Raw genomic sequence first — 20,568 nt, 5'->3', positions numbered from 1 at the left:
ACCATCTCCTGGTCGGGAGGCTGCCCCGGCCCGTGCTCCGCGGGACCGGCGCTACCCCGGGAGCAGCTCGTCGATGCGGCGGGCGAGCTCGAGGTCGAGCGCGCTCACCCCGTCCGCGGAGTGGCTGACGAGGGTGAGGTGCAGCGTGCGCCACCGCAGGTCGACGTCGGGGTGGTGGTCCATCTCCTCGGCGACGTCGGCGACGGCGACGACCGCCTCCACCGCGGCGCGGAACGAGGACAGCTGCACCGTCCGGTGCAGGCCGGTGACGTCACCGGACCACAGCGGCAGCGCGCGCAGGCCGGCGGCGACCTCGTCGGGGGACAGTCGCGGCGGCCGGGGCACGTCGGGATGCTCCTACAGGTGCAGGCCGCACTCGGTCTTGCCGCGGCCGGCCCAGCGCCCGGCGCGCGGGTCCTCGCCCGGAGCGACCGGGCGGGTGCACGGCGCGCAGCCGATCGAGGCGTACCCGATCTCCTGCAGCGGGTTGACCGGCACCCGGTGCTCGGCGATGTAGGCGTCGACGTCGTCCTGCGTCCAGGCGGCCAGCGGGTTGACCTTCACCATGCCCCGCTTGGCGTCCCAGTCGACGACCCTCGTGCCCGCGCGGGTGGCGGCCTCGTCGCGGCGGACGCCCGAGCCCCACGCGGCGTAGCCGGCCAGCGCGGTGGCCAGCGGCTGCACCTTCCGCAGCGAGCAGCACAGGTCCGGGTCGCGGTCGTGCAGCGCCGGGCCGTGCTCGGCGTCCTGCTCGGCCACCGTCTGCGGCGGCGTCACGTTCACCAGCGTGATCGGCAGGACGCTGCTGATCCAGTCGCGCGTGCCGATCGTCTCGGCGAAGTGGTAGCCGGTGTCGAGGAAGACGACGTTGACCCCGGGCGCCGCCCGGGAGGCCAGGTGCGCGAGGAGCCCGTCGGCCATCGACGAGGTGATCGCGAAGTCCTCGCCGAAGGTCTCCCCGGCCCAGCGCAGCACGGCGAGGGCCTGCTCGACGGGATCGGCGATGCCCTCGAAGCGGGCGTCGGCCTCGGCGGCGAGCTCCGGCGTGGGCCGGACGGCGGTCGTCATGCCTGCACTCCTGTCCCGGTGAGCCGGACGGTGAAGGTCCGCAGGCACGCGGCGCAGTGCCACTCGCCCCCGTCCCCGTGCGGGGTCAGCTCCTCGTCCCCGCAGTACGGGCAGTGGAACACGGGCAGCTGGCGCTGCCTTCCCGCGCGGCCGCCCGTGTCCTCCGCCTCCTCGCTCACAGCAGCCAGCTCTCCTCGGCGCGGGCCACGTAGGCGGCGAACCGCTCGCCGGGCTCGCGCCGCTCCAGGTAGCCGCGCAGCACCCGCTCGCAGTAGTCCGCCGTCTCGGCCTTGGTGACCTTGTGGCCGCGGAACTTCCGGCCGAAGGCGGCGTCGACGCCGAGGTGGCCGCCGAGGTGCACCTGGAAGCCCTCGACCATCTCGCCGCTCTCGTCGCGGACCATCGAGCCCTTGAAGCCGATGTCGGCGGTCTGGAAGCGGGCGCAGCTGTTCGGGCAGCCGTTGACGTTGATGCCGATCGGCTCGTCGAAGCCGGGCAGCCGCTTCTCCAGCTCGGCGTACAGGTCCTGGGCGTGCTGCTTGGTCTCGACGATGGCGAGCTTGCAGAACTCCAGGCCGGTGCAGGCCATGGTGCCGCGGCGGAAGGCGCTCGGGCGCACCAGCAGGTCGTGCTCGGCGAGCGCGGCGACCAGGTCCTCCACCTGCTCGTCCGGCACGTCGAGGACCACCATCTTCTGCTGGGTCGTCGTCCGGATGCGGCCCGCGCCGTACTGGTCGGCGAGGTCGGCGATCCGGGTGAGCACCGTCCCGCTGATCCGGCCGGTGCGCAGCGCGAAGCCGACGGCGTTGCGGCCGTCCTTCTGCCGCGCGACACCGACGTGGTCGCGGGACTCGTTCCTCGGCGGCGCGGCCGCGGGACCGTCGGGCAGCGCGCGGTGCAGGTACTCGTCCTGCAGCACCTGGCGGAACCGCTCCGGGCCCCAGTCGGCCATGAGGAACTTGATCCGGGCCCGGTTGCGCTGCCGGCGGTAGCCGTAGTCGCGGAAGACCGAGGTGCAGGCCGCCCACACCTCGGTGACCTCCTCCGGCCGCACGAAGACGCCGACGCGCTGGGCGAACATCGGGTTGGTCGACAGGCCGCCGCCGACCCACAGGTCGTAGCCGGGCTCGCCGTCGGGACCCACGACGCCGACGAAGGAGACGTCGTCGATCTCGGGCTCGGTGCAGTGGTCGACGCAGCCGGACATCGACGTCTTCCACTTGCGCGGCAGGTTGCTGAACGCGGGGTCACCCACGTACCGGGCGACGGTCTGCGCCATGACGTCGGTGGCGTCGAGGACCTCGTCCTCGAGGACGCCGGCCAGCGGGCAGTTGAGCATGCCGCGCGGGGTGTCGCCGCAGGCCTCGGTCGTGGTCATGCCGACGGCCTCGAGGCGGTCCCAGATCTCGGGGACGTCCTCGATGCGGATCCAGTGGTACTGGATGTTCTGCCGGTCGGTGACGTCGGCGACGTCGCGGCCGAACTCGGTGCTGATGCCCCCGAGGGTGCGCAGCTGCTCGCTGGTCAGCGCCCCGCCGTCGGTGCGCACCCGCATCATGAAGTAGGAGTCCTCGAGCTCCTCGGGCTCCAGCACGGCGGTCTTGCCGCCGGGGATGCCCGGGGCGCGCTGGGTGTAGAGGCCCATCCAGCGCATCCGGCCGCGCAGGTCGCCGGGGTCGATGCCGTCGAAGCCGGTCCGCGAGTAGATGTCGAGGATCCGCTGACGGACCTCGAGCCCGTCGGAGTCCTTCTTCATCCGCTCGTTGGGGTTCAGCGGCTCCCGGTAGCCCAGCGCCCACTGGCCCTGGCCGCGCTGGGGGGCGTCACGGCGCGCGGGCCGGTTGCTCGGACGGGGAGGTGCGGACACGGTGCACTTCTTCCTGCGCCGTCCGCGCCGGTCTGCACCCGCGCGGGAGGGCGCTGCCAGGTCGGGGTCGCGGCTCCGGGCCGCGGGGGAGGACTGGTGGTCAGCGCGAGGCGCGACAGGCGGCGCTGCTGACGAGAGCGAGGTCGACGTGCAGACGCGCGACGAGGAGGCTGCCGCGGTCCGTCACGCCCCCCATGGTCGCACACGTCCGGCCCCGGCCGGTGTGACCCGAGGGGTGGCGTCCGCAGGGGGCGTCCTCAGGGGGCGTCCTCAGGGGGCGTCCTCAGGAGGCGTCGTCGCCGAACGAGCGCCAGGCGCTCTCGACGGCGGCGAGCTCGGCCGCGTACCCGGGCAGCTTCCCCGCGACGACGTCGGCGAGGGTGACCTCCTCCAGCACCCGCCGGTAGGCGGCGCGGGCGGCGACCCACACGCTGGCCAGCTCCTCGGCGGCGCCGGGGTAGCTGACGTCCTCGGGCCGCTGCCCGTGCACCTCGGCGAGGAAGCCCTGCTCCACCCGCATGACCCGGGCGATGGAGATCTCCGACGGCGGCAGCGCCAGCCGGTACCCGCCCTCGCGGCCCCGCTGGCTGGTGACCAGCCGGGCGTGCTGGAGGTCGCCGAGGATCCCCTGCAGGAAGCGCGCGGGGAGGCCCTGGTTGGTGGCGATCCGGTCGCAGGTCAGCGCGCCCGGCGCCGCGGCGGCCAGCTCGAGGGCCGCGCGGACGGCGTAGTCGACCCGGGCGGTGATGCGCACGGTGCTCCCTCCCGCGGGCCGGCTGCCGGGTCCCGCGGGCCCATCCTGCCCGGTCTGCCAGGGTGACGGCGTGTACCGGCTGCGCTTCACCACGGTCGTGGCGGCGCCGCTGACCGTCGCCTTCGACGTCGCCCGGGCCCTCGGTCGCCCCTGGCCGTTCCCGCTGGAGGAGGTCGAGTCGGTCCGCCCGGTACGCGACCTGTACGCCGCCGGGCCGGGGCGGGGGTGGCGCAGCCTCACCCACGAGCGCCGGTTCACCGCGACCGGTGCCGGCACCGTCGTCGACGAGCAGGTCGACTGGGACACCGGCCTGCCCGGGGCGCTCGGCGGCCTGGTCGACCAGACGGTGCTGCGCCGGCGGGTGCTGCGGGCGATGCGCCGGCACCTGGACGGCTACGCCGCCGCGGCCGCGGTGCGCGCCCTCGACGTCGTCCAGGTGGTGGGCGCGGCGGTCGTCCGCGGGGACCGGGTGCTGGTCGCCCAGCGCGGGTCGGGGCCGCTCGCGGGACTGTGGGAGTTCCCCGGCGGCAAGGTGGAGCCGGGGGAGGACGACGTCGCCGCGCTGGTGCGCGAGTGCGCCGAGGAGATGGGCGTCGTCGTCGCACCCCAGGCGTTCCTCGGCGAGGTGCCGCTGGACGGCCGGGTGGCGGGCGGGGCGCCCGGCGCCTCGACGCTGCGGGTCTGGTGGGCCCGGCTGGCCTCGGGCGAGCCGGTCGCGCACGAGCACCGCGAGCTGCGCTGGGTGGGCGCCGCCGACCTCGACGGCCTGGACTGGATCGCCGCCGACCGCCCCCTGCTGCCCGCGGTCCGGGACCTGCTCGGCCGCCTCTGAACGCACCAGGGGCGCCGTCCCGTGCGGAACGGCGCCCCGGGTGCGGTCGTCCGGGCTCAGCCCTTGAAGACGTCCTTGACCTTCTCGCCGGCCTGCTTGAGGTTGCCGGCGGCCTTGTCGTTGGCGCCCTCGGCCTGCAGGTCGCGGTCGCCCGTGGCCTCGCCGACGCGCTCCTTGCCCTCGCCCGCCAGCTCCTGGGCCTTGTTCTGCAGCTTGTCGATGCCGCTCACGGTGGACTCCTCCCTCTCGGATGGCCGTGGAGTACCCGGGAGTAGGGTGAGCACACCCGGTTCGCCCGTATGGCGGAAGTCCTCCGGGGTGAGTGACTGCGGACCGCAAGCCCTGCGGTCCGCGCCCTCGTCGACCGCTGCTGTTGCAGCGGTGTGACAGGAGTCGTGAGCCTCGGTCACAAATCGGTTGCGGACGTGGACGGTCCTCGTCGGAGGTGCCTAGGGTCGCCCACGGCGTTCCGGATCCGTTCCGCGGTGTTCACCCGCAGGACGCCGGCGCCCGGCCAGTGCGCCCGGGTGCGCAGTGTCCCGGTACGCAGAGACCAGTCCGTTCCCCCCGCTCGCGCGGGACGAGGGAGGCATCACACGTGAAGTTGAGCAAGCGCCGGTCGGCGCTCGTCGCCGTCGGCCTGTCCGGCGCCCTCCTGCTGTCCGCCTGTGGCGGCGGCAGCGACGAGAGCGGCTCCGGCGACAGCGGCAGCGGCGCCGCCAGCGGCGGCACCTTCAGCGTCTACATCGGTGAGCCGGAGAACCCGCTCGTCCCGGGCAACACCACCGAGTCCGAGGGTGACCAGGTCGTCAACGCGCTGTGGACCGGCCTCGTGAAGTACGCCGAGGACGGCTCCGTCGAGTACTCGGGTGTCGCGGAGTCGATCGAGTCCGACGACAACACCACCTGGACCGTCACGCTCAAGGACGGCTGGACCTTCCACGACGGGAGCCCGGTCGACGCCGAGTCCTTCGTCAACGCGTGGAACTACACCGCCTACAGCCCGAACGCCCAGGGCGCCGCGTCCTACCTGTCGCGGATCGCGGGCTACGCCGACCTGCAGGCGCCGACCGACGACGCCGGCAACGTGACCGGTGAGCCGGCCGCCCAGCAGATGAGCGGCCTGCAGGTCGTCGACGACCGCACCTTCACGGTGACGCTCTCCTCGCCGTTCTCGAACTTCCCGGCGGTCGTGGGCTACAACTCCTTCTACCCGCTGCCGCAGGCGTTCTTCGACGACCCCGAGGGCTTCGGCACCCGCCCGATCGGCAACGGCCCGTTCCAGGCGGAGGAGGACTTCGTCCCTGGCCAGGGTGTCTCGCTGACCCGCTACGAGGACTACGCCGGCGACGACGCGGCGAAGGCCGACGGCGTCGACTTCGTCGTCTACGCCGACGTCAACACCGCCTACACCGACGTGCAGGCCGGCAACCTCGACATCGTCGACGTCATCCCGCCGGACGTCATCGAGTCGGCCCGGTCCGAGTTCGGCGACCGGTTCATCGAGACCGAGTCCTCGCAGATCACCTACATCGGGTTCCCGACCTACGACGAGCGCTTCGCCGACCCGCGGGTCCGCCAGGCGTTCTCCATGGCCGTCGACCGGGAGGCGATCTCCGAGGCGATCTTCCAGGGCACCCGCGCCCCGGCCGACTCGTTCATCCCGCCGGTCGTCGACGGCTACCGCGAGGGCAGCTGCACCTACTGCACCCTCGACGCCGACCGGGCCAACCAGCTGCTCGACGAGGCCGGCTTCGACCGCAGCCAGCCCGTCGACCTGTGGTTCAACGCCGGCGCCGGTCACGACGCGTGGATGGAGGCCGTGGGCAACCAGCTGCGCGAGAACCTCGGCGTCGAGTACGTCCTCCAGGGCAACCTCGACTTCGCCGAGTACCTGCCGCTGGGCGAGTCGAAGGGCTGGACCGGTCCGTTCCGCTACGGCTGGAGCTTCGACTACCCGGCCCCGGACAGCTACCTGACGCCGCTGTTCACGACCTCGTCGCTCGCCCCGGCCGGCTCGAACTACTCCTTCTGGACCAACCCCGAGGTCGAGAGCCTGATCACCCAGGGTGACCAGGCCGAGAGCCCGGAGGCCGGCGTGGAGGACTACCAGGCGGCGGAGGACATCATCGCCGAGGAGATGCCGATGGCGCCGATGTTCTTCACGGAGATCCAGTCCGTGACCTCCGAGAACGTCTCCGACGTCCGTCTGGACCTGTTCCAGCGGATCGTCCTCTCCGAGGTCACCGTCAACAACGCCTGACCCGACCCCGCAGGACCCGCACCACCCGCCGGGGGCGCCCGTCCGACCAGGACGGTCGCCCCCGGCGGCGCGTGTGCGGCCCTGCGGGCACGATGGACACCGGCGCCGCCGTGAACCCGGCGGCGCACACACCCCGAGGGGGACCATGGGCCGCTACGTCGCGCGCCGCCTGCTGCTCACCATCCCGGTTCTGCTGGGCGCCTCGTTCCTGATCTTCGCGATGGTCTACGCCCTGCCGGGCGACCCCATCCGCGCACTGGGTGGTGACCGTCCGCTCTCGCCCGCCGTGGTCGCCGAGCTGCGTGAGCGGTTCAACCTCAACGACCCCCTCTACATCCAGTACTGGGAGTACCTGAAGAGCCTGTTCCAGGGTGACCTGGGCACCGACTTCCGCGGCCGGCCGGTGTTCGACACCATCGAGCGCGCGCTGCCGGTGACGATCAAGCTCGCCCTCACCGCGGTCGTCTTCGAGATCCTCATCGGCCTGGTCGCCGGCGTGCTCGCCGGCATCCGGCGCAACAGCTTCTTCGACAACCTGGTGCTGGTCTCGACGACGCTGATCGTCTCGATCCCGATCCTGGTGCTGGCCTTCTTCGCCCAGCTCCTCTTCGGCCTCAAGCTCGGCTGGTTCCCCATCGCCGGGACCAACGAGGGGATCTACAGCTACCTGCTGCCCGGCCTGGTCCTCGCGTCCGGGTCGCTGGCCTACGTGGCCCGGCTGACCCGCACCAGCCTCGCGGAGAACCTGCGCGCCGACTACGTGCGCACGGCGCGGGCCAAGGGCCTGCCCAAGCGGACGGTCATCGTCCGGCACACGCTGCGCAACAGCCTGATCCCGGTCGTCACGTTCATCGGCGCCGACATCGGCACGCTGCTGGGCGGGGCGATCGTCACCGAGACGGTGTTCAACCTGCCCGGCATCGGCCGGGAGGTGTTCAACGCCATCCGCTCCCAGGAGGGCGCGGTCGTGGTCGGCATCGTCACCCTGATGGTGTTCTTCTTCATCTTCTTCAACCTGGTCGTGGACGTGCTCTACGCCGTCCTCGACCCGAGGATCCGCTATGACTGACCAGCAGCAGCTCGACCTGCGCAAGGACGAGGTGGAGGCCGGCACCACGACCGGCCTCGCCAGCCCGTCGGTCGACGTCACCAAGGAGCGGCAGAACAGCCTCTGGAGCGACGCCTGGGGCGAGCTGCGGCGCAACCCGCTGTTCTGGATCGGCGCCGTCCTCGGGGTGTTCTTCCTCCTGATGGCGCTGTTCCCGCAGGTGTTCGCGCGCGGGGCCGACCCGCGCTCCTGCGACCTGTCCAACTCCCGGGCGAGGCCCTCGGCGCAGCACTGGTTCGGCTTCGACACCCAGGGCTGCGACTACCTGGCCAACGTGGTCTACGGCGCCCGCAACTCGCTGATCATCGGCGTCATCGCCGTGCTGGTCATCCTGCTGCTCGGCGTCATCGTCGGGGCGATCGCCGGCTACTACGGCGGCCTGACCGACGGGATCCTCGCGCGGATCGCGGACATCTTCTATGCGCTGCCGCTCATCCTCGGCGCGCTGGTGCTGCTGCGGGTCGGCCCCTCGACCGACATCCCGGTCATCAACAGCCGGGGGCCCGGCGCGGTGGCCATCGCGCTGGCGCTGTTCGGCTGGATGACGGCAATGCGGCTGGTCCGCTCCCAGGTCATCGCGGTCAAGAGCTCCGACTACGTGGCCGCCGCCCGCGCGATGGGGGCGTCCAGCCGGCGCATCCTGCTGCGGCACATCCTGCCCAACGCCGTCGCCCCGGTGCTCGTCTACGCGACGATCACCATCGGCGTGATCATCGCCGCGGAGGCGACGCTGACCTACCTCGGCGTGGGTCTGCAGCGGCCGGCCATCTCCTGGGGCCTGCAGATCGAGGCGGGGCAGGACTCCATCCGCACCGCACCGCACCTGGTGCTGTTCCCCAGCCTGATCCTGACCATGACCGTGATGGCGTTCGTGATGATGGGTGACGCCCTGCGCGACGCCCTCGACCCGAGGCAGCGCGCATGACCAACCTCGACCTGACCAAGCCGACCGCGGAGCTCGCCGGGCAGGGCACGCCCCTGCTCGAGGTCGACGACCTGCACGTGGAGTTCCGCACCCGCGGAGGCACGGTGCACGCCGTCAACGGCGTGAGCTACAGCCTGGCGGCGGGGGAGACCCTGGCCATCCTCGGCGAGTCCGGCTCCGGCAAGTCCGTGTCGGCCCAGGCGATCATGGGGATCCTCGAGACCCCGCCCGCGGTCATCACCGGCGGCGGCATCTGGTTCCAGGGCAAGAACATGCTGGAGATGTCCGCCGAGGACCAGCGGAAGATCCGCGGCCCGGGCATCTCGATGATCTTCCAGGACGCCCTGTCGTCGCTGAACCCCGTGTACAGCGTGGGCTTCCAGATCGGCGAGATGTTCCGGGCGCACCGCGGGATGAGCAGGAAGGAGGCCCGCAAGCGGGCCGTCGAGCTCATGGACCGGGTGCGCATCCCGGCCGCGGCCCGCCGCGTCGACGACTACCCGCACCAGTTCTCCGGCGGCATGCGCCAGCGCGTGATGATCGCCATGGCCATCGCCCTGGACCCGCGGATCCTCATCGCCGACGAGCCGACCACCGCCCTCGACGTCACCGTGCAGGCCCAGGTCATGGACCTGCTCAAGGACCTGCAGGACGAGACGGGGATGGGGCTGATCCTCATCACCCACGACCTCGGTGTCGTCAACGAGGTCGCCGACAACGTCGCGGTCATGTACGCCGGCGAGATCGTCGAGCGGGGTACCGTCGACGACGTCTTCACCCGCCCCTCGCACCCCTACACCGAGGGGCTGATGGGCTCGGTGCCGCAGGTCGAGGCGAAGGGCGGGCGGCTGCAGCCGATCGCCGGCCAGCCCCCGAACCTCGCGCGCATCCCCAGCGGCTGCCCGTTCCACCCGCGGTGCCCGCACCGCCGGCTCGGCGACGCGGCCGCGCCGGGGCGGGAGTGCGCCACCGACGTCCCGCCGCTGCGGCTGGTCGTGCCCGGACGCGAGGCGGCGTGCCACTACAGCGAGGAGGTCCTCGGTGTCGCTGCCGAGTGAGTCCGGCGCCACCGCGGCGTCGTCCCTGTCGAAGTCGTCGCCGTCCACCGGGGCGGTGCCGGGCGACCCGACGCTGGCGAAGCCGGCGCCGTCGGGTGCCCGGGGCGCGATGGGGGAGCCGCTGCTCGAGATCCGCGGGCTGCAGAAGCACTTCCCGCTGACTCAGGGCGTCGTCTTCAAGCGCACGATCGGCCACGTCCGCGCGGTCGACGGCGTGGACCTGACCCTGCGCCGCGGCGAGACCGTGGGCCTGGTCGGCGAGTCCGGCTGCGGCAAGTCGACGGTGTCCAAGCTGATCGTGGCGCTGGAGCGGCCGACCGCCGGGTCGATCCTCTACAAGGGCAAGGACGTCGCCCGCATGGGCGGCCGCGCGCTGAAGGACTACCGGCGCGAGGTCCAGATCATCTTCCAGGACCCCTACGCGTCGCTGAACCCGCGGATGACCGTCGGCGACATCGTCGCCGAGGGCTGGGCCGTGCACGACGACGTCGCCCCGAGGAAGGGCCGGCTCAAGCGCACGCAGGAGCTGCTCGACCGCGTCGGCCTCAACCCCGACTACGTCAACCGCTACCCGCACCAGTTCTCCGGCGGTCAGCGGCAGCGCATCGGCATCGCCCGAGCGCTGGCGCTGCAGCCGGAGGTCATCGTCTGCGACGAGCCGGTGTCCGCGCTCGACGTCTCGGTGCAGGCGCAGGTGGTCAACCTGCTCGAGGACCTGCAGGACGAGTTCGGCCTGTCCTACCTGTTCATCGCGCACGACCTGTCGGTGGTGCGGCACATCTCCGACCGCGTCGCGGTGATGTACCTCGGCAGCATCGTGGAGGAGGGCACCGACGAGCAGGTCTACGCCTCGCCGTCGCACCCCTACACCCAGGCGCTGCTGTCCTCGGTGCCCCTGCACGAGCCGCACCTGCGCGGGCAGAAGGACCGGATCCTGCTGCAGGGCGACGTCCCCAGCCCCGCCGACCCGCCCTCGGGCTGCCGCTTCCGCACCCGCTGCTGGAAGGCGCAGGACATCTGCGCCCAGGAGGCCCCGGCGCTGGTCGACCGCGGCCAGGGCCACCCCTCGGCGTGCCACTTCGCCGAGGCCCGGATGGTCGTCCCGGTCGACGTCGAGTAGCACCTCCCGCCCCGCGACGACGGCGCGGCGGTTCCCTCCCGGGAGCCGCCGCGCCGTCGTCGTCACGGGGTCCCGACCAGCGGCAGCACCCGCTCCCGGACCAGCTCGAGCTGGCGCACCGGGTCGGTCAGCGGCCAGAGCAGCACCCGCTGCACGCCGGCCGCCGCGAACCCGCGGAGCCGGTCCGCGCAGACCTCCGCCGGCCCGATCGGCAGCTGCCGCAACGCGTCGGGGGACCGCCCGAGCAGCGGGGCCAGCACGCCGGTGCGCACCCGCTCGCCCTCGCCGGCGTCCTCGACGACGTGGACCCACGTCGTCGCCAGGGCGTGGGGCAGCGGGACGGCGCGGTCCGTCGTGAGCTCCCGCAGCGTGCCGAGGGCCTCGCGGAACCGGTCGGGGGTGGTGTTGTAGGCCGAGGCGAGCCAACCGTCCCCGAGGCGGGCGACGCGGCGCAGCCCGGCCGCGCTGCCCCAGCCGGCCACCCACACGGGCAGCCGCGGGGCGGCCGGCTCCAGCCGCGGCCCGCCGGCGCCCGCGGGGTCGCCGCGCAGCAGGCCGCGGAGGACGCGCAGGTCCTCGTCGAAGCGGCGCCAGCGGTCCTCGAACGGGAGGCCGGCCAGCGCGTGGTCCGCCGCCGAGGAGCCGGGGCCCACGCCGGCCACCAGGCGCCCGCCGGACAGCACGTCGAGCGCCGCCAGCGTCTTCGCCGTCGCGGCGGCCCCCCGGACCACCGGGAGGGCCACCGTGGTCGCCAGCGTCAGGTCCCCGGAGTCCCCGGCCACCGCGGCCAGGGCGGTCGGGCCGTCCAGCCACGGGCGGGCGAAGACGAGGTGGTCGTTCGCGCACAGCCACGAGTAGCCCAGGTCCGCCGCCGCCCGCGCGTACTCCCGCAGCCCGGACGGCGAGAACCCGCCGCCGAGGTCCGCGAGGGGGAGGTGGGCGCCGTACTCCACGCCCGCACGGTCGGTCCCGGCGGCGACCCGCGCCAGGGGCGCAGGTCCGTGCACCGGGCGGGCCGGTGGGAGACTGTGCGCCCGTGACCGCCGACCGCCGCATCCTCCTGGTCCACGCCCACCCCGACGACGAGACGATCAACAACGGCGCCACGATGGCGCGCTACGTCGCCGAGGGGGCGCAGGTCACGCTGCTCACCTGCACGCTGGGGGAGGAGGGCGAGGTCCTCGTCCCGGAGCTGGCCCAGCTCGCCCCCGACCAGGCCGACCAGCTCGGCGGCTACCGGATCGGCGAGCTGGCCGCCGCGATGGCCGCCCTCGGCGTCACCGACAGCCGCTTCCTCGGTGGCGCCGGCCGCTACCGGGACTCCGGGATGGTGGGGACGCCGGCCAACGACCACCCCCGCGCCTTCTGGAACGCCGACCTCGACGAGGCGGTGGGCCACGCGGTCGCCGTCGTCCGGGAGGTGCGGCCGCAGGTCGTGGTCACCTACGACGAGAACGGCGGCTACGGGCACCCCGACCACATCCAGGCCCACCGGGTCGCGATGGCCGCCGTCGAGCGCGCCGCCGACCCCGCCTGGCGCCCGGAGCTGGGCGGGGCGTGGGACGTCGCCAAGGTCTACTGGGCCTGCGTGCCGCGGTCGGTGCTGCGCGAGGGCGCCGAGGCCATGGCCGCGCTGGGGGAGGCCTCGCCGTTCGAGCAGCTCGGCGAGATCGACGACATCCCCTTCGCCGTCCCCGACGAGGTGGTGACCGCCGCCGTCGACGGCCGCGCGCACGCCGCCCGCAAGGACGCCGCCATGCGGGCGCACGCCACCCAGATCACCGTCGACGGGCCGTTCTTCGCGCTGTCCAACAACCTCGGCCAGGAGGTGCTCGGCGTCGAGCACTACCGGCTGGTGCGCGGCGAGCGCGGCCCGGCGGGGGACGGGCCGCACGGCTGGGAGGACGACCTGTTCGCCGGTCTGGACGCGTGAGCCGGCTCCCCGGGCTGGTCCTCGCCGGGCTCGCGGCGGTGCTGACCGCCGGGTGGCTGGCGCTGGTCGAGGTCTTCTGGCTGCCGCTGCGGGTGGCCGGCGTGCTGCTGCCGCTGTCGGTCCTGGCCGCCGTCGGGGGCAACTGGCTGCTGGTCACCGGCGCGCACCGGCTCACCGGCTCGCGCGTGGTGGCGCTGCTGCCGGCGGTCACCTGGCTGGTGGTCGCGGTCGGCGCCACGATGCCGCGGCCCGAGGGCGACCTGGTCGCCGTCGGCACCGGCGGGCTGGGCGCGGTCACCCTCGCGTTCCTCGGTCTCGGGGTGGTCGCCGCGGCGGTCGCCGTCGGACGGGTGCTGGCGACGCCGCGGCGCCCGGCCGGCCCGCCGGCCTGAGGGCCCGCGCGCCGCCCGCTGGCGGGGGACCGGGGTGCGGCACGTGCCCTCCCGGCGGGGCGGGCCGGGGACTCAGTCCGGCGCCCACCGGTAGTGGTAGCGGTGGTGCTCGACGTAGCCGGCCCGGCGGTACAGCGCCCGGGCCGCCGCGTTCGAGACCGTGACCTGCAGGTACACCCAGCGCGCGCCGCGGTCCGCGCCCCACCGGGTCACCGCCGCCATCACCGCCGTCGCGAGGCCCCGGCGGCGGGCGTCCTCGGCGACGGTAACCGCGCTGACGCCCAGCCAGTCGTCGGTGACGACGCCGCGGGCCACCGCGACCGGCGCCGCGCCCGGCTCCGGCCGCACGGCCGCGAACACGACGACGGGGGCGTTGCCGAGCACGGCGGGCGCGGTGGGCGGCAGGGCGTTCCCGAGGTGCCGGTAGGCACCCAGCCAGCCGTCGTCGGGGGTGGGGGAGAGCTCGACCGGCACCCCGTCGCCGGCGCCGGGGACCAGCGGGGCGGTGAGCACCAGGACGTCCTCGCCGCGCTCCCAGCCCGCGGCGGCGAACGCGGCGTCGGCCGGGCGGGCCTGCACGCCGGGCAGCGCCGCGCCGGGCCGCAGCCCGCGCGCGCGGTACCAGTCGGCCACCGCGCCGACCGCCTCCGGCAGCGGCCGGCCGGGGTCGCCGGTGACCAGCGCGGTGTTGGCCCGGCCGGTGAACCCGCCCCCGGCGCGCAGCAGCCAGTCGCCGAGCGGCTCCTCCTCGGTGCCGCGCCAGCCGCGCGCGGCCACCCGCTCGAGGTCGGCCACGCCGAGGGGCGAGCGGCTCTGTCCCACGACCCGATCCTGCGGGGCGCGCCCCCGCGTCCCTCCACCGGGGCGGGCGGGTCCACCCGTCGCGCCCGGCCCCGGGAGCCGGGGCCATACTGACGGGCGACACGCGCGGGCCCGGCGGGAGCCGGGGCCGCTGCCCGCACGTCCCCCAGGGAGGACCCTCCGTGACCTACGTGATCACCCAGGCCTGCGTCGACGTCCTGGACAAGGCGTGCATCGACGAGTGCCCGGTGGACTGCATCTACGAGGGCGACCGGATGCTCTACATCCACCCCGACGAGTGCGTCGACTGCGGCGCCTGCGAGCCGGTCTGCCCCGTCGAGGCCATCTACTACGAGGACGACGTCCCGGACAAGTGGAAGGACTTCTACAACGCCAACGTGGAGTTCTTCTCCGACCTCGGCAGCCCCGGCGGCGCGGCCAAGACCGGGAAGATCGGCAAGGACCACCCGCTGGTGGCGGCCCTCCCGCCGCAGGGCGAGGGGCACTGACGACCGCCGCCCCGGGGACGGCGGCCGGCCGGCTGCCCGACTTCCCCTGGGACAGCCTCGAGGCCGCCCGGGCGCGCGCATCGCAGCACCCGGGTGGCCTCGTCGACCTGTCCATCGGGACGCCGGTCGACGAGACCCCCGAGGTCCTGCGCACGGCGCTGGCCGCGGCGGGGGACTCCCCGGGCTACCCGATGGCGCTCGGCACCCGTGAGCTGCGCACCGCGGCGGCCGCGTGGCTGCAGCGCCGTCTGGGCGTGACGCTGGCCGACCCCCTGGGCGCCGACCCCTCGGTCGTCCCGACGATCGGCTCCAAGGAGCTCGTGGCGCTGCTGCCCACGCTGCTGGGCCTGCGCGAGGGCACGGTGCTCATCCCCGAGGTGGCCTACCCGACCTACGAGGTCGGAGCGGTGCTCTCCGGGCTCGCCGTGCGCCGCACCGACACCCCGCCCGACGACCCCGCCGGCGTCGTCCTGGTGTGGCTGAACTCCCCGGGCAACCCGCACGGCCGGGTCCTGTCCGACGACGAGCTGCGCGCATGGGTGGCGTGGGGCCGGGCGCACGGCGTGCCGGTCGTCGCCGACGAGTGCTACGCGACGCTCGGCTGGGACGTGCAGCCGCGCTCGCTGCTGCACCCCGCCGTCGCCGGCGACGACCACACCGGCCTGCTGGCGGTGCACTCGCTGTCCAAGCAGTCGACGGCGGCCGGCTACCGCGCCGGGCTGCTCTCGGGCGACCCCGCGCTGGTCCGGCAGGTGTGGGAGGTGCGCCGCCACCTCGGGCTGCTGGTGCCCGGTCCCGTGCAGGCGGCCATGGCCGCGGCGCTGGCCGACGACGCGCACGTCGACGCGCAGCGCGAGCGCTACCGCGCCCGCCGGGAGCGGCTGGCCGCGGCGGTGCGCGCGACCGGCGCGAGGATCGACCACTCCGAGGCGGGCCTGTACCTGTGGGTCACCCGCGACGAGGACTGCTGGGCGACCGTCGACTGGCTGGCGGGGCTCGGCATCGTCCCCGCGCCCGGGTCGTTCTACGGCCCCGCCGGCGCGCGGCACGTGCGCATGGCGCTGACCGCCACCGACGAGCGCATCGACGCCGCCGTGGAGCGCCTCGGGCGGTGAGCCCCCGGGGCGATCGCCCCGCGCGGACCCTCACGCGGACCCTCGGACAGAAGACGGCGAGGCCCCGCCCGGCTGCAGCCGGGCGGGGCCTCGTGGTCGTACTGCTACTGGCTCGTGATCACCGGAGGCCGATGTTCACGTAGTAGGTCTGGCCGTCGTCGAGGGTGACGCCGATCCGCCAGTAGTTGCCGCCGGTCCCGGACTTCCAGTTGTAGACGTACTGGGCCGCCGAGCCGTCGTAGCGGTAGGTTGTGCCGCTGTCGGTCGAGGCGGCGTACACCGTCTCGTCCACCGGGGCGCTGGTGGTGTTGCCCTTGACCGGGGTCAGCCACGCAGAGCTACCGCCCTGGACCACCGTGCCGTCGGCCCGCTTGAGCTGGAACTTCACCGGCACGGTGCTGCTGGCCTTGAAGACGCTCGTCGAGGTGCCGACCTGGTGGGCCGTGTCGTTGATCGGCTGCAGGAACCCGTCGAACCGGTAGACCACCCGGAAGGTGCCGGTCACCGTGCTCCTGTTGCCGACCTTGTCGGTCGCCGTCGCGGTGTAGGTGAAGGTGCCCACCCCGTTGGCGTTGCCGCCGGTGACGGTCACCGTGCAGGACGCCAGACCGGAGAAGCTGTCCCTCGCCGTGCAGGTCGGCGCCGGGACGTTCCCCAGGGTGTACGTGGCGCCGTTGACGTTGACGTCGGCCGTGGTGAGCGTCGGCTTCTCCTGGTCGATCCGGATCCCGTCCAGCGTGGCGGTCGCCGTGTTGCCGGCCTTGTCCGTGACCGTGCCGGTGGCGGTGTTCGTGCCGTTGGCGGTCAGGACGACCGGGTCGGGGCAGGTGGCCACGCCGGACAGCGCGTCCGAGCAGCTGAAGGTCACCGTGACCGGGCCGCTGTACCAGCCGGAGGCCGTCCTGGTGCCTTCGGTGACCGCGGCGGTGATGGTCGGCGCGGTCTCGTCCAGCTTGACGGTCACCGAGTCGGTGCCGACGTTGCCCGCGACGTCCGCCGCCGTGCCGCGGACGACCTGGCCCGCCGTCTCCGTGGAGACGGTGACCGGAGCGGTGACGCTCGCGACGCCCGAGCCCCTGTCGTCGTCCCGCGCGGTGAAGGTGACCGTCACGTCGGCGTTGTTCCAGCCAGCGGCGTTGGACGCCGGCGAGAGGCTGTGCGACACCGTCGGGGCGATGTTGTCCCACTTGAGCGCAACGGCGTTGGCCCGCTCCACGTTGCCGGCGTCGTCCACGGCCCAGTAGGTGACCGTCCCGGTGCCGCTGCCGGAGAGCGGGACGCTCACCGTGGTCGTTGCGCCGGCGGCGACCTGCTCGCCCTGACCGCCGATGACGTAGTGGATCTCCTTGACCCCCGACAGGCCGGCCTGGTCCGTCGCGGTCAGGACCACGTCCGCGGTGTCGCCCGTGCAGTACTCGTTCACGGCGGTGCAGGTGTTGTTGCTGGTCGTGGAGGGTGCGGTGCCATCGATGTTGATGCCGCCGACGGTCTGGCCGGTGCTCAGGTTGCCCGCCACGTCCCTGGCCAGGCCGCTGGTCACGCTCTGGCCGGCGCCGTCGCCCTGGACCACCTTGCTCGTCGGGCAGGACGCCACCCCGGACAGGTTGTCCGTGCAGGTGAAGTCGACGGTGACCTGGTCCCTGTACCAACCGGCCGGGTTCGGCTGGGTGGTGGGAGCGCCGGCGACGACCGGAGCGGTCCGGTCGATCTTGATCTCGCTGACCGAGGCCGGGGTGCTGACGTTGCCGGCCTTGTCCTCGATGGTCACCGGCCCGGCGCCCAGGTCGGTGCCCTCACCCGTGACGGTGCTGGGCGCCGGCTGGGTGGCCGGGTTGATGCCGGAGAGCGCGTCGGCGCCGATCCACGTCACCTCGACGTCGGTCCTGTACCAGCCGTCAGCGTTGGGGTCCGGGAGCGACGGCGCCAGCGTGGGCCGGGTCGTGTCGATGTTGACCGGGCCGACGTCGGTGCCGCTCCGGTTGCCGGCCACGTCCACCGCGTCCCCGTGGACCGTCTGGTCCTGGCCTTCGTTCCTCAGCGTGGTGTCGCCGGCGCAGCCCGCGACACCGTCGATCCCCGAGTCGGCGTCGGTGCAGTCGAAGGTCACGTCGACGGCCGTGTTGTTCCAGCCGAACTCGTTCGCAGCCGGCGTCCGGGTGCCCTCGATGCTCGGGGCGACGGTGTCGACCTTCACCTCGACGGTGTTGGTCGTCCCGTGCTCCTCCTCGTTGCCGGCCAGGTCCACGCTCCAGTACGCGATGGTGTGCCTACCGGTCGACAGGTCGGCGGTGAACGGCTCGCCGTAGGTCCGCCGCTCGCCTCCGTCGATCGTGTAGTAGGTCGCCGCGACGCCCGAGCCCTCGTCGGTGGCGCGGAACGCCACCGGGATGCCACTGGTGACGAACCAGCCGCTGTCCGGCGAGATCGGGTTGATCACGGTGGTCGCCGGCGCGGTCCCGTCGACCCGGAGGGTGAGCGGAGCACCCGCGGTCTCGACGTTGCCGGCGTGGTCCGCGCTCCAGAACGTGACGGTGTGCGTGCCCTCGCCGACGGAGAACGGGTCGCCGTAGGTCTGACGGGCCCCGCCGTCGATCGCGTAGTAGGTCGCAGCGACGTCGGACAGGTTGTCCGTGCCGGTCAGCGCGACCTCCACGTCGCCCCGGTACCAGCCGCTCTCCGGGAGGTCGGGAACGGCAGCCGCGGTGGTGGGCGCGTGACGGTCGATCCGGATGCCGTCGACCGTCTCGGTCACGGTGTTGCCGGCCTCGTCCGTGCAGCTGGCGGTGGCGGAGAGGTTGTCGCCCTCGCCGCCCACGACGGTGTCGGCCGGGCCGGTGGCGACGCCGGAGAGCGCGTCGGTGCAGGTCCAGTGGACCGTCACGTCCCCGGTGTGCCAGCCGCTCGGGACCTCGGCGGTCAGGACGGGCTCCGTCTTGTCGACGTTGATCCCGGTGACGTCGGCCGACGCCGGGTTGCCGGCCGCGTCGGTGACCGTGGCGCCGGCACTCTGGTCCGCGCCCTCGCCGAGGACGTCGTTCGCCGGGACGCCCGAGACGCCGGAGAGCGCGTCGCTGGCGGTGTAGGTCACCGTGACGTCGTCGCGGTACCAACCGGCGGCGTTCTCGGCGCCGTTGACGGTCGCGGTGATGACCGGGGCGGTCCGGTCCACCCGGACGGTGGCCTGGTCGGTGGCGGTGTTGCCGGCGCCGTCCGTGGCGGTGCCGGTGATCACCCGGCCGGCCCGCGGGGTGTCGGCCGAGACGGTGGTGGCCGACGAGCAGCTCGCGACGCCGGAGCCGCCCTGGTCGGCACAGGTGAAGGTGACCGTCACGTCCTCGTTGGTCCATGCGCCGTCCTCGTACGACAGCGGCGTGAAGGCGTGCGAGATGGTCGGCGCCGTCTTGTCGATCCTGACGTGCGCGGTCTGCGTCGCCTCGACGTTGCCGGCCTCGTCCGTCGAGGCGAAGGTGACCGTGTGGTCGCCCTCGGTCGACAGGGTGAAGCTGGTGCCCGTCTGCGGGGCACCGCCGTCGACCGAGTAGGTGGTCGAGGCCACGCCCGAGAGGTTGTCCGCGGCGGACAGGGACACGGTGACGTCGCCGTTGACCCAGCTGTTCGACGTGCCGCTGATGCCGGTGGTCGGCGCGGTGCGGTCGATCTTCACGGCGGGGCTGGTGGCGGTGGTCGACAGACCGGCACCGTTCCTGACGGTCTGCGAACTGGTCAGCCCGGTGCCCTCACCGGTGATCGTGGTGTCGGCCGGCGCGGTCGGGATGCCCGACTCCGGGTCGGCTGCGGTCCAGTGGACGGTGACGTCGCCCTTGTACCAACCGGCACCGTTGGCCTGCGTGGTCGGCGCGCCCGAGAGGGTCGGGGCCGTGGTGTCAGCGGCGGGAGCGGTCGACGTCGCGGTGGCGGTGTTGCCGGCCTTGTCGGTGGCCGTGCCGGTCACCGTGGCGCCGGGCTGCACCGTCCTCGAGTTGGTGGTCGACCCGTCCGCGAGGCAGGTCGCGATGCCGGAGGCCTCGCCGCCGGAGTTCGAGTCGTCGCAGGTGAAGGTGACGGTGGTGGTGCCGTCGGCGTTCTTGGTCTGCCCGGCGGTGATGGTCGGTGCGGCCTTGTCCAGGCGCACCGTCACGGAGCCGGCAGTCCCGGTGTTGCCGAGCCGGTCGGCCGGCGCCGTCGCCGTCAGCGTGACAATGCCGTTGGAGCTCACCGACTCGGCCTTGAAGGGCTGCGCGCCGACGACGCCGGAGCCGGCGTCGGTGGCCGTCCAGTTCACCGTGACGTTGCTGTTGTTCCACCCCGCGGCGTTCGCGGCCGGGGTGAGGGCGGCACTGACGACGGGGCCGGTGTTGTCCAGCGTGTAGGAGGCCTGCGTCGAGTTGGTCTGCCCGGTGCAGTTGTTGTTGTTGAAGTTCGGCGAGGCGGCCACGGTGAAGGCCTGGGCCCCGTTGCCGGCGGGCGCGGTGGTCGTGAAGGTCCAGTTCGACTTCGCCGTCGAGGACGTCTGGCGGGGCAGCGTGGCCGCACCGGTGACCGCGACGCACTTGGTGTCGCTCGACGTGACGACCGTCAGGGTGACCGCGGCGTCCTGCCTGGCGTAGAGGGTGCCGCCCACGACGGTGGTGCCCCCTTCGCCGGAGAACACCGCGGACGTGACCGACGCCGCCTGTGCCGGCGCGGCGGTCAGGGTGACCAGGGCCGGGGTCAGGACCGTGGTCAGGGACAGCAGGCCGGCGGTGAACCGCCGCGTCCGGGACGTGCGGGCGGGCGTGCCCGACGCAGGTTGGGACATGGAACTCCTCGATGAAGTGCCCGCG

Annotated in this window: 19 protein-coding genes; 10 read left to right on the top strand and 9 right to left on the bottom strand. The window is 73.6% G+C overall.

Annotated features, from left to right (window positions below):
* Positions 1-51 precede the first annotated feature (51 nt).
* The 5 genes from ACI8AR_RS00815 to ACI8AR_RS00795 form a co-directional block, all read right to left on the bottom strand.
* Positions 52-345 (bottom strand): 4a-hydroxytetrahydrobiopterin dehydratase, encoded by a 294-nt coding sequence (locus ACI8AR_RS00815; protein ID WP_457049274.1) that lies wholly within the window; start codon positions 343-345, stop codon positions 52-54.
* Between the two features lie 12 nt (positions 346-357).
* Positions 358-1,068: a phosphoadenylyl-sulfate reductase gene (locus tag ACI8AR_RS00810; protein WP_457049273.1), complete on the bottom strand. Its 711-nt coding sequence runs from the start codon at positions 1,066-1,068 to the stop codon at positions 358-360.
* Positions 1,065-1,247 (bottom strand): hypothetical protein, encoded by a 183-nt coding sequence (locus ACI8AR_RS00805; protein WP_456937400.1) that lies wholly within the window; start codon positions 1,245-1,247, stop codon positions 1,065-1,067. Before ACI8AR_RS00805 ends, ACI8AR_RS00810 begins: the two co-directional genes overlap by 4 nt.
* A complete protein-coding gene (locus tag ACI8AR_RS00800) occupies positions 1,244-2,935 on the bottom strand; it encodes a nitrite/sulfite reductase (RefSeq protein ID WP_457049272.1) in 1,692 nt (563 codons plus the stop codon). Before ACI8AR_RS00800 ends, ACI8AR_RS00805 begins: the two co-directional genes overlap by 4 nt.
* Positions 2,936-3,218: 283 nt before the next feature.
* Complete coding sequence (locus ACI8AR_RS00795) at positions 3,219-3,689, bottom strand: RrF2 family transcriptional regulator (RefSeq protein WP_457049271.1); 471 nt, start codon at positions 3,687-3,689, stop codon at positions 3,219-3,221.
* Positions 3,690-3,759: 70 nt separating this feature from the next.
* Here ACI8AR_RS00795 and ACI8AR_RS00790 point away from each other — a divergent pair, with 70 nt between their 5' ends.
* The gene (locus ACI8AR_RS00790; protein WP_457049270.1) at positions 3,760-4,521 is read left to right on the top strand and encodes a (deoxy)nucleoside triphosphate pyrophosphohydrolase; all 762 of its coding nucleotides are present in this window, start codon (positions 3,760-3,762) and stop codon (positions 4,519-4,521) included.
* 56 nt (positions 4,522-4,577) lie between these two features.
* On the opposite strand, the gene ACI8AR_RS00785 is transcribed toward ACI8AR_RS00790, so the two are convergent.
* Positions 4,578-4,751 (bottom strand): CsbD family protein, encoded by a 174-nt coding sequence (locus tag ACI8AR_RS00785; protein ID WP_387986309.1) that lies wholly within the window; start codon positions 4,749-4,751, stop codon positions 4,578-4,580.
* A 368-nt stretch (positions 4,752-5,119) separates the two neighbouring features.
* Between ACI8AR_RS00785 and ACI8AR_RS00780 the strand changes: the two genes are divergently transcribed.
* The 5 genes from ACI8AR_RS00780 to ACI8AR_RS00760 all read left to right on the top strand — a co-directional run bounded on the left by ACI8AR_RS00780 (position 5,120) and on the right by ACI8AR_RS00760 (position 10,995).
* Entirely contained in the window at positions 5,120-6,784 is a 1,665-nt protein-coding gene (locus ACI8AR_RS00780) for a peptide ABC transporter substrate-binding protein (RefSeq protein ID WP_456937396.1), read from the top strand.
* Between the two features lie 145 nt (positions 6,785-6,929).
* Entirely contained in the window at positions 6,930-7,853 is a 924-nt protein-coding gene (locus tag ACI8AR_RS00775) for an ABC transporter permease (protein ID WP_457049269.1), read from the top strand.
* Positions 7,846-8,817: an ABC transporter permease gene (locus tag ACI8AR_RS00770; RefSeq protein WP_457049268.1), complete on the top strand. Its 972-nt coding sequence runs from the start codon at positions 7,846-7,848 to the stop codon at positions 8,815-8,817. The genes ACI8AR_RS00775 and ACI8AR_RS00770 overlap by 8 nt, the downstream gene beginning before the upstream one ends.
* On the top strand, positions 8,814-9,875 hold the full coding sequence (locus tag ACI8AR_RS00765; RefSeq protein WP_457049267.1) for an ABC transporter ATP-binding protein: 1,062 nt from the start codon (positions 8,814-8,816) through the stop codon (positions 9,873-9,875). The genes ACI8AR_RS00770 and ACI8AR_RS00765 overlap by 4 nt, the downstream gene beginning before the upstream one ends.
* Positions 9,859-10,995, top strand: coding sequence for an ABC transporter ATP-binding protein (locus tag ACI8AR_RS00760; RefSeq protein WP_457049266.1), 1,137 nt, complete (start codon positions 9,859-9,861; stop codon positions 10,993-10,995). Before ACI8AR_RS00765 ends, ACI8AR_RS00760 begins: the two co-directional genes overlap by 17 nt.
* 62 nt (positions 10,996-11,057) lie before the next feature.
* Here ACI8AR_RS00760 and ACI8AR_RS00755 read toward each other — a convergent pair whose 3' ends face one another.
* The gene (locus ACI8AR_RS00755; RefSeq protein ID WP_457049265.1) at positions 11,058-11,948 is read right to left on the bottom strand and encodes an LLM class flavin-dependent oxidoreductase; all 891 of its coding nucleotides are present in this window, start codon (positions 11,946-11,948) and stop codon (positions 11,058-11,060) included.
* An 83-nt stretch (positions 11,949-12,031) separates the two neighbouring features.
* Between ACI8AR_RS00755 and mshB the strand changes: the two genes are divergently transcribed.
* Positions 12,032-12,928: an N-acetyl-1-D-myo-inositol-2-amino-2-deoxy-alpha-D-glucopyranoside deacetylase gene (gene mshB, locus ACI8AR_RS00750; RefSeq protein ID WP_457049264.1), complete on the top strand. Its 897-nt coding sequence runs from the start codon at positions 12,032-12,034 to the stop codon at positions 12,926-12,928.
* The gene (locus tag ACI8AR_RS00745) at positions 12,925-13,320 is read left to right on the top strand and encodes a hypothetical protein (RefSeq protein ID WP_457049263.1); all 396 of its coding nucleotides are present in this window, start codon (positions 12,925-12,927) and stop codon (positions 13,318-13,320) included. The genes mshB and ACI8AR_RS00745 overlap by 4 nt, the downstream gene beginning before the upstream one ends.
* A gap of 72 nt (positions 13,321-13,392) precedes the next feature.
* On the opposite strand, the gene ACI8AR_RS00740 is transcribed toward ACI8AR_RS00745, so the two are convergent.
* Positions 13,393-14,142, bottom strand: a complete 750-nt coding sequence (locus ACI8AR_RS00740) for a GNAT family N-acetyltransferase (RefSeq protein WP_457049262.1) — start codon at positions 14,140-14,142, stop codon at positions 13,393-13,395.
* Positions 14,143-14,303: 161 nt separating this feature from the next.
* Between ACI8AR_RS00740 and fdxA the strand changes: the two genes are divergently transcribed.
* Positions 14,304-14,630 (top strand): ferredoxin, encoded by a 327-nt coding sequence (fdxA, locus tag ACI8AR_RS00735; protein ID WP_012947287.1) that lies wholly within the window; start codon positions 14,304-14,306, stop codon positions 14,628-14,630.
* Entirely contained in the window at positions 14,627-15,745 is a 1,119-nt protein-coding gene (gene dapC / locus ACI8AR_RS00730) for a succinyldiaminopimelate transaminase (RefSeq protein WP_457049558.1), read from the top strand. The genes fdxA and dapC overlap by 4 nt, the downstream gene beginning before the upstream one ends.
* A 118-nt stretch (positions 15,746-15,863) precedes the next feature.
* Here dapC and ACI8AR_RS00725 read toward each other — a convergent pair whose 3' ends face one another.
* The gene (locus ACI8AR_RS00725; RefSeq protein ID WP_457049261.1) at positions 15,864-20,543 is read right to left on the bottom strand and encodes an OmpL47-type beta-barrel domain-containing protein; all 4,680 of its coding nucleotides are present in this window, start codon (positions 20,541-20,543) and stop codon (positions 15,864-15,866) included.
* Between the last annotated feature and the right edge of the window lie 25 nt (positions 20,544-20,568).

The sequence above is a fragment of the Geodermatophilus sp. SYSU D01036 genome, assembly GCF_054050435.1.
The sequence above is the reverse complement of the archived record's forward strand: the minus strand, read 5'-3'. Positions and strand labels throughout refer to the sequence as shown.

Excerpts from the sequence above, each read along its gene's own strand:
- ACI8AR_RS00810 (WP_457049273.1), bottom strand. The coding sequence starts at position 1,068 with ATGACGACCGCCGTCCGGCCCACGCCGGAGCTCGCCGCCGAGGCCGAC.
- ACI8AR_RS00775 (WP_457049269.1), top strand. The coding sequence starts at position 6,930 with ATGGGCCGCTACGTCGCGCGCCGCCTGCTGCTCACCATCCCGGTTCTG.
- ACI8AR_RS00770 (WP_457049268.1), top strand. The coding sequence starts at position 7,846 with ATGACTGACCAGCAGCAGCTCGACCTGCGCAAGGACGAGGTGGAGGCC.
- ACI8AR_RS00765 (WP_457049267.1), top strand. The coding sequence starts at position 8,814 with ATGACCAACCTCGACCTGACCAAGCCGACCGCGGAGCTCGCCGGGCAG.
- ACI8AR_RS00725 (WP_457049261.1), bottom strand. The coding sequence starts at position 20,543 with ATGTCCCAACCTGCGTCGGGCACGCCCGCCCGCACGTCCCGGACGCGG.